Source organism: Ruthenibacterium sp. (assembly GCF_017421385.1).
GTDB classification, from domain to species: domain Bacteria; phylum Bacillota; class Clostridia; order Oscillospirales; family Ruminococcaceae; genus Ruthenibacterium; species Ruthenibacterium lactatiformans.
In genome coordinates this window covers 1-8,062 of sequence record NZ_JAFOIN010000045.1, presented here as the reverse complement: position 1 = coordinate 8,062, position 8,062 = coordinate 1, and the positions used below count along the sequence as shown (strand labels likewise).

Genomic DNA, 8,062 nt, shown 5'->3' with positions numbered 1-8,062 from the left:
CCGCCCCGAAGGCGAATTCTCCCGCCGCCGCGGCGTTCACGTCGTTTTCCACAGCCACCGGCAGGCCCAGCTCCCCCTCCAGGATCTGCCGCGGGTTCAGCCCCGTGTAGCCGGGGATATTGTCGCTCAGGCGGATAACGCCCGTCCGGGCGTCCACCTCGCCGGCGGTGGAGACGCCCACACGCTCCACGCCCGGCGTCTGCCGCACAAGCTGCGCCACGCGGGACAGCATCGCCCGCGCCCCGCCGCCTCCGTCCGTCGGCGTTTCCTCTACGTCTGTCAGCACGCCGTCCTCCAGCACGCCCGACTTGATGTATGTCCCTCCGATGTCGATACATGAGATTTTCATTTGTTCACTCCTTGCCGTTCCGGCGCAGATGCGCCGTTGCTGTAAGTCCGCATTGCGGCTTCTCCGCTCAATAAGCGCCGCAGCCCACCGGGCACCGGCTTTTTCGTGTGCGGTTCATGAACCCTGGTGTGCAGGGCGTTCCCAATACAAAAAGCCCCGGTGCAGGGCAGGGCCGCCGCCCGTGCCCTGCGTCCGGGACTGGAAGGGGGAGCGTTATAAAGCGGCAGCGCGCTCAATGGCCGCGTCTATCATCGCCGCGCATTTTTCTACCTGGGGCATATCTTCAGGCCCGAGGCCCGGCAGCGGCGCGCGCACGCCTCCCAGAATCAGGCCCTCGCGCAGGCGAAGAATTTCCTTCATTACCGCATACAGGTTACCGCGGCAGGCGCACATGGCGTAGATGATCGCATCAATATCATACTGGACGGCACAGGCTTTTTCAACCTCGCCTGTTCGCAAAAGCGCATCGGCCTTCAAAAACAGCTCCGGCATCACTGCATAGGTGCCGCCGATACCGCCGTCCGCACCCATCGTGCGCCCGCCCACAAACTGTTCATCGGGACCGTTGAACACCACGAAGCCCTCGCCGCCCGCAGCCTTGAACATCTGGATATCCTGCACCGGCATGGAAGAATTTTTTACAGCCGCGACACGGGGATTTTTGCGCATCTCCTCAAACAGGGGCATCGTCAGCGCCACACCCGCAAGCTGCGGGATATTATAAATCACAAAGTCGGTGTTGGGTGCGGCGTTGCTCATCGCGTTCCAGTAATCGGCGATGGCGTATTCCGGCAAGTGAAAGTAGATGGGCGGAATGGCTGCGATGGCGTCTACTCCCAGGCTCTCGGCATGGCGCGCCAGTTCCACGCTGTCCCGCGTGTTGTTGCACGCCACGTGTGCGATGACCGTGATGCGCCCTTTGGCTACCGCCATCACATTTTCCAACGTGCGCTTGCGGTCGTCTACGCTTTGGTAAATACATTCGCCGGATGAGCCGCCCACATAAACGCCTTTGACGCCTTTTCGAATCAGATGCTCTGCAAGCGCGCGCACCCGTTCGGGGCTCACTTCGCCCGCGTCGTCATAACAGGCATAGAACGCGGGGATGACGCCGCAATATTTTTCAGGCTCTCTCATACAAATCGTTCCTCTCTCAATGGGGCGGCACAGGGCAAACAGCTCGCCGCCGCCGGATATATGCAGGCGGCCGTCATCCCTTGACGGCGCCCATCGTGATGCCCTGCGTAAAATACTTCTGGAAGCAGATGAATACTGCAACGATGGGTACCGCGCCCAATGTGGCGCCCGCCATCATCAGCCCGTAGTTCGTCGCGAACTCCGATTGCAGCCGGGCAATGCCCAGTGAGACCGTGATGGCATCGCTGCTTTTGAGCATGATGAGCTGCATAAAATAATCGTTCCAGGTATTGACGAAGGTGAAGATGGCAAGCGCCCCTACGCCGGGCTTGACGATGGGCAGCACGATATCCCAGAAGGTGCGCAGTTCGCCCGCGCCGTCGATTCTCGCGGCCTCCAGAAGCTCGGAGGGCAGAGTCTCGGAAAACTGTTTCATCAAAAACACGCCGAACGGCCAGCCGACCGTGGGAAAGATGACGGCCCATGAGGTATTGTACAGCCCGATGGCCGCCATAATGCGCACCAGGGGCACCATCACCACCTGCTTTGGCAGTGCCATAGCGCATACGAAAATGGCAAAAATGAATTTTGCGCCCGTAAATCGCTTTTTCGCCAATGCATAGCCCGCCAGCGAAGCGGTAAAGCATGTCAGCAGCGTGGCCATGGCGGCCTGGAACACACTGTTCCACAGCCAAAGGCCCGCCGGGTTTTTAAACAGCTTGACATAGTTTGCCGCCGTGGGCTCCGCAGGGAACCATTGAGGCGGCAGCTGAACCGTCGCCGTTTGCAGCTTAAACGAACCGGTCACGATCCAATACAGCGGGAAGATGAAGGTGAAAGCCAGCAGGCACAGCGCCGCCCACGCAAAAACTGTATAGGCTTTTTTATTTTTTTCCATTGCGCTTCCCCCTCCTTAATATTCCACGCCGGTGTTCATCGTTTTGAACTGCAGAACACTGAACAGCGCAATGATAATGGCCAGTACCACACCTACGGCGTTCGCATACCCATAACGGTACAGCGTGAAAGCATTGGTATATAAGTAATACATCACCGTGTCGGTGGAATGCTGCGGTCCGCCGGAAGTGAGCAGTTGGATAAGTGCGAAACACTGGAAGCTGTTGATAGTGGTAATGATGGCCACATACAGTGTCGTAGGCATGACGGAGGGCCATTTGATCTTCCAGAAGGTCTGCAGCTTGGTGGCGCCGTCCACCTCGGCGGCTTCCACCAGGGATCGGTCCACGTTGCCCAATGCCGCTACGTACAGCACAATGGGCTGCCCCACCGAAGTGGTGAACAGGATGAGGATAATGCACCAGATGGCAAAACGCGCATCGCCGAGCCACATGATATTCTGATCGATGACCCCCAGAGATTTGAGAGCCCAGTTAAAAATACCGTTATAAGCATCGAACATCCATTTCCACACGACCACGACCGCCACGGTGCCCGTGACCGCGGGCAGATAGAACACACAGCGAAAAAACGAACGCGGTGCCTCGTGCATCGGCGTGATGGCGGAAGCCACCCACAGCGAAAACGCGGTGACGGTGGGAACCGCAACCACAACGATGAGCAGCGTATTGAGCAACGCACGGTAAAACGTGGGCGTGGTGAATAGCTCTGCGTAGTTGCGCAGGCCCACGAAAGTCTCCATGGAGACCGGGGTCTTCATGGTGTAATCAAACAGGCTTGTAACAAAGCCTGTGAGCATGGGAATGATGATAAAGCAGCAGAAAAACAGCAGCGCCGGCAGCATGAAAAGATAACCGACGATATTGTCGTGGCGGCGCAGTGCGTGGCTGCGTCCATCCGCCTTGCCCGGATTGCGGTGCGCCATAAAAAAAGATTCCCCCTTTTACCAGTTGAGCCGGCCCTTGAAAACGGGAGGCCGTGCGGAAAAAATGTGCCGTTGTGCGCGGCCGCGGTATGCAGAAAGCGAACCAAACCTTTGTATGCGGTCCGGTTCGCCTTCGCACATCCGCCGCGCAGCCCCGCCGTCAGCGGGACCGCGGCGTCCGGTTTGCGGTTTATGCCATACCCGCGTTGGAATTTTCCACGTAGGCGTTTACAGCAGCGGTGACGTCGTCGCCATTGGTGACAGCCTGCAGCATGTTCCACCATTCGGTGCGCATGTTGGCAAAACCGTCCATAGTGTTGTAATACGGAGCGTAATATTTCGTCCAGCCGGACAGCAGCTTATACTCTTCATTTCCCGCATACAGGTCGCCGAAACTGGCGCGCACGGGAAATGCGCCGGTGCGCACAACGTTCTTCGGGCCCCAGGTCTCGTCGTCGCATACAAATTTGATAAACTCTTTCGCCGCGGCAGCTTTCGTGTCATCGCCGTTGTCGAACACACAGAAGCCGTTGACCAGATACTCCAGCGCGGGCACGCCGTCGTCGGAGGGGAACGGCAGGGAAAGCGTGGTGATAGCGTTCTCATCCAGCGTGGCCTGGTTCACAAGCTGCGTGGAGGTACCCCAGCAAAGTGTAAAAGAGGTGCTGCCTGTCTTGAACAGCTCGATATCGCTGCCTCCGTTGTAGGCAACGCCGTTGCCCAAAAGGCCGTCCTGAATCCACTTCTGCGCAGTTTCCAGGCCCTTGACGCCAGCTTCGCTGTTCATGGTATACTCGGTCATGTCCGCATTGGCAATTTCGGCTCCGTACAGATTGCTGATGAAGGCCCGGGTGCCCTGGTCCCCGCCCTGGCCCTGGCAGAACAGTGTGCCGGGATTCACACCGGCCTCGTGCAGAACCTTCAGCGCTTTTTCAAAGTCCTCAGTAGTCCAGGTGCGGTCGCCCTCCTGGTTGACAAACTCAAGAGCGCCGGCTTCTTCCCACTGCTTCTGATTGATGACCATATAGAACGGAGCGGAGCTGATGGGATACATGTAGGCGGTGCCATTGCCCTTGCATGCGTTGACCAGCGCGTCGTTATTCACATCTTTGACGAATTCATCGGTAAACAGATCGTCCAGAGACACCAGCTTGCCATTCTTGCCGTATTCGATGATGCGGCCCGGGGCGTCGAACAGCACGTCGGGGGCCGCATTGCCCTCGATGGCGGCCGTGATGGCGTCCGGCCCGGAGGTGAAGTCGATGGTCTCGAGGTTCACCTTGATGTTGGGATATTTTTCGTTGAACGCTTCGATGATCTTCTGCTCGTAAGTGCCGGCGGGATCATCGGCATTTTCCTGCCCAAAGGTGGGGAACGCCCACCAGGTAATCTCTGCGGTCATCTGGGTGGGATCGTCCGACGGGGAAGCGGAAGAAGAAGCGGCCGGGGCCGACGTAGAGACGGGTGCGGAAGAGGATGTGCCGCTTGCATTACAGCCGGCAAAAATGCCGACGGACAGAACCAGCGCGAGAGCGACGGCGAACAGCTTTTTCATAGTGGTCCTCCTGTTTTTGATATATTGGGGACGGCGCGCACCGCGTACCGGTACCTGCGGGGCGCGTCCTGTCCTGCTTCGTCCTCATAGTACCATTTGTGAAAAACATTTTCAATCTGCTTTTGTAATGAAAATCTTTTCGTTTTTTGTGCATCGTGCCAAATTCTTACAATTTGATGAAAAGCTCTTGTGTGTTTTCCTTTCGTATGCTTATAATTAAAGAAAGCACAAATGAAAAAGATTTTCATTTTTTAAATCTGAAAAGGAGGCGCCCCGTGGAATATAAGGACGTATTGGATACGATGACGGGCGAATACAACAACCTCACAAAATCCGGGCGGAAGGCAGCGGACTACATCTTTGCGCACCGTGTGGAGGCACAGTACATGTCCATCACGGCGCTGGCGGAGGAATGCGGCGTAGCCGAGGCCACGATCTCACGGTTCTGCCGTACGCTGGGCTTTTCCGGTTACAATGATTTCAAACTGGCCCTTGCAAAGGCCAGCGGCGCCCCGGCGGCGGATGACGAGGTCGGCATCTATGGAAAGGTCCTGCCGGAGGACAGCATTACCGACATGTGCAAAAAGCTGTATGCCACGAACGTGGCGGCCATTGGCCAGACGCTGGCGCAGATCGACGAGGAGAATGTGGGCCTGGCAGTGAAATATCTTTCCGCCGCACAGCGGGTCTATTGCTTCGGACAGGGGGGAAGCCTGGTCATTGCCATGGAGGCATGGGCGCGTTTCATTACAGCCGCACCCCAGTTCCAGTGCATCGAGGACTCCCACATGCAGGCCATGGCCGCGGCGCTCTCCACGCCGGACGACGTGATCCTGTTTTTTTCCTATTCCGGCGCGACAAAGGATATGCTGGATGTGCTGCGCCCGGCGCGCAGACGCGGCGCAAAGATCATCCTGGTGACGCATTTTGCAAAGTCGCCTGCCGCTGCGATGGCAGATGTGACCCTGCTGTGCGGCTCCAAGGAGGGGCCGCTGCAATCCGGTTCCGTGGCTGCAAAGATGGGTCTGCTGTTCATCATCGACGTACTGTTCAATGAATATTGCCGCACCAATCCCGCCCTGACGGAGGCGAACCGCGAGGCTACGGCAGGAGCCATTTCAGCAAAGCTGCTGTAAGCACAGAACGAAAGGGATGTGACTGTGATGGATTATGAAAATATCACCGAGCGCCGTATACTTGTATTTGGAGATTCAAACACGTATGGATACGACCCGGAGCGGGACGGCCGTTATGGGGAAACAGAGAGATATCCGTGCCGTATACAGGCTTTGCTGGGGCCGGGCTGGACCGTGATCGAGGAGGGCCTGCCGGGCCGTACCGCGGTGTTTGACGACCCCGTCACCGAAGGGCTGTGCGGCCTTTCCTACCTTACGCCCTGTATGATGAGCCATGCGCCCTTGGATACACTGGTGGTGATGTTGGGAACAAATGATACGAAGGAACGGTTCGGATGCAATGCCTATCTCATTGCACAGGGCATTGGACGCCTGTTGAAAAAGGCTGCCGATACCGATGCATGGCGTGATAAACCCGATATATTGGCTGTATGCCCTGCGCCTATTGTGCCCGCATACGAGAGTCTGGTCTTCCGCAACGCTTTGGGTGGCGGATGTGCGGAAAAGGCTGCCGCTCTGGCACAGGAACTGGAGCCCGTGGTTTTGCAGCTGGGCGCGCGCTTTCTGGACGCAGGGCGCGTGCCCGGCGTGGAAGTGCATCCGCTGGATGGCATACACCTGACGCGGAGCGCGCATGCGGCATTGGCCCAAGCGCTTGTAGAGGTACTGAAAACGTGATAAAATGAGGGCGGACAAGATCCGTCCTTATTTTTTGCGGCCGGCTGCGGACGTGTTATTTTTACAGCGTTTTTGTTTTGCGGACACGTCTTCATGCTGTATGATGGATCTGAAAAACGATCGGAATGAAAAAGAAACGGAGTATTCCTGTGAAACTGGACAAACTGACTGTACTGAAAATCCTGGGCATCGCGGGTGCGGCGATATTCTTTTACTGGGCCCTGCAAAACCTGTCGCTGCTGGCGGACGCGGCGGGCTGGCTGCTCAATATCCTGTGGCCGCTTCTCCTCGGCTTCTGCATGGCGTTCGTGCTGAACATCCCAATGCGCTTTTTTGAACGGCACCTTTTGAAGAATCCAAAAAACAAACGCGCGGCGGCGCTGCGCCGTCCGTTGTGCATCCTCCTCTCGCTGCTGGCCATCATTGTTATTTTGACGGCGGTGTTCGCCTTGGTGGTGCCGGAGCTGCTGAGTGCGTTTGCGGTGCTGGGAGAGGCCATCCCCGAGTTTTTGACGGCCGCGCAGAAGTGGGCGCTGGAAGGGGCCGACCGGTTCCCGCAGGCGGAGCAATGGCTGGCTTCGCTGCAGATCGACTGGAATGAAACGGGCAAAAAGCTTCTGAGCTACGTTACCGAAGGCGCGGGCAATCTGCTGGGCGGCACGGTATCGGTGCTGTCGGGCATCGTGGGCGGCGTGTTCAACGCCATCATGGCGTTCATCTTCGCGCTGTATATCCTGCTGGGCAAGGAGAAGCTGAAAAGCCAGACGGCCCGTGTGTGCGTGGCGTTTCTGCCGCGCAAATGGGCGGACAGCCTGTTCTTTGTGGCCAATATGGCCAGCCGCACGTTTGCGAAATTCGTTTCCGGCCAGTGCACGGAGGCGTGCATTCTGGGCACGCTGTGCTGGCTGGGCATGTCGCTGCTGCGGCTGCCCTATGCGCCCATGATCGGCGCGCTGGTGGGCATTACGGCGCTCATTCCCATCGTCGGCGCCTGGGTGGGCCTCATTGTGGGCGCATTCATGATCGGGATGGAGAGCCTGACGCAGGCGCTGATCTTCGTGATTTTCCTGCTGGTGCTCCAGCAGGTGGAGGGCAACCTCATTTATCCCCGTGTGGTCGGCTCCTCAGTTGGGCTGCCGCCCATCTGGGTGCTGGCCGCCGTCACGGTGGGCGGCAGCCTGTGGGGCATTGCGGGCATGCTGTTTGCGGTGCCGGTGTGCAGTATCCTGCACGCGCTGCTGCGCTTGGGCGTGCACCGCCGCCTGGAGGCGCAGGCTGCTGCCGGGGCCTCTGTGCCTGCGCCGACGCCGGAGGAGAAAATGTGACTGAACCAGAAAAGCGCCGTTCCGCCGGAACGGCGCTTT

8 protein-coding genes are annotated in these 8,062 nt (G+C 58.1%); 3 read left to right on the top strand and 5 right to left on the bottom strand.

The genetic code is table 11. The annotated features are described in order from the left end of the window. The 5 genes from IIY41_RS04900 to IIY41_RS04880 all read right to left on the bottom strand — a co-directional run. Positions 1-349, bottom strand: a 349-nt coding sequence (locus IIY41_RS04900) for an ROK family protein (protein WP_287400023.1), incomplete at its 3' end; no start/stop codon positions are given. 213 nt (positions 350-562) lie between these two features. Further along, complete coding sequence (locus IIY41_RS04895; RefSeq protein WP_009323442.1) at positions 563-1,486, bottom strand: dihydrodipicolinate synthase family protein; 924 nt, start codon at positions 1,484-1,486, stop codon at positions 563-565. 73 nt (positions 1,487-1,559) lie between these two features. Further along, positions 1,560-2,384, bottom strand: coding sequence for a carbohydrate ABC transporter permease (locus IIY41_RS04890; protein WP_009323441.1), 825 nt, complete (start codon positions 2,382-2,384; stop codon positions 1,560-1,562). Between the two features lie 15 nt (positions 2,385-2,399). Next, positions 2,400-3,329: a carbohydrate ABC transporter permease gene (locus tag IIY41_RS04885; RefSeq protein WP_050006409.1), complete on the bottom strand. Its 930-nt coding sequence runs from the start codon at positions 3,327-3,329 to the stop codon at positions 2,400-2,402. A 190-nt stretch (positions 3,330-3,519) separates the two neighbouring features. After that, positions 3,520-4,884, bottom strand: a complete 1,365-nt coding sequence (locus IIY41_RS04880; protein ID WP_287400022.1) for an ABC transporter substrate-binding protein — start codon at positions 4,882-4,884, stop codon at positions 3,520-3,522. Between the two features lie 275 nt (positions 4,885-5,159). Here IIY41_RS04880 and IIY41_RS04875 point away from each other — a divergent pair, with 275 nt between their 5' ends. The 3 genes from IIY41_RS04875 to IIY41_RS04865 all read left to right on the top strand — a co-directional run bounded on the left by IIY41_RS04875 (position 5,160) and on the right by IIY41_RS04865 (position 8,023). Beyond that, entirely contained in the window at positions 5,160-6,020 is an 861-nt protein-coding gene (locus IIY41_RS04875; RefSeq protein ID WP_082431936.1) for a MurR/RpiR family transcriptional regulator, read from the top strand. A 27-nt stretch (positions 6,021-6,047) separates the two neighbouring features. Further along, the gene (locus tag IIY41_RS04870) at positions 6,048-6,698 is read left to right on the top strand and encodes an SGNH/GDSL hydrolase family protein (protein ID WP_009323437.1); all 651 of its coding nucleotides are present in this window, start codon (positions 6,048-6,050) and stop codon (positions 6,696-6,698) included. A 149-nt stretch (positions 6,699-6,847) separates the two neighbouring features. Then, positions 6,848-8,023 carry an AI-2E family transporter gene (locus tag IIY41_RS04865; RefSeq protein WP_009323436.1) on the top strand — a complete coding sequence of 392 codons (1,176 nt, stop codon included), beginning with the start codon at positions 6,848-6,850 and terminating at the stop codon, positions 8,021-8,023. Positions 8,024-8,062 lie beyond the last annotated feature (39 nt).

Bases quoted from the DNA above. Each gene is read 5' to 3' on its own strand.
- IIY41_RS04890 (WP_009323441.1), bottom strand. From the start codon at position 2,384: ATGGAAAAAAATAAAAAAGCCTATACAGTTTTTGCGTGGGCGGCGCTG.
- IIY41_RS04880 (WP_287400022.1), bottom strand. From the start codon at position 4,884: ATGAAAAAGCTGTTCGCCGTCGCTCTCGCGCTGGTTCTGTCCGTCGGC.
- IIY41_RS04895 (WP_009323442.1), bottom strand. From the start codon at position 1,486: ATGAGAGAGCCTGAAAAATATTGCGGCGTCATCCCCGCGTTCTATGCC.
- IIY41_RS04885 (WP_050006409.1), bottom strand. From the start codon at position 3,329: ATGGCGCACCGCAATCCGGGCAAGGCGGATGGACGCAGCCACGCACTG.
- IIY41_RS04870 (WP_009323437.1), top strand. From the start codon at position 6,048: ATGGATTATGAAAATATCACCGAGCGCCGTATACTTGTATTTGGAGAT.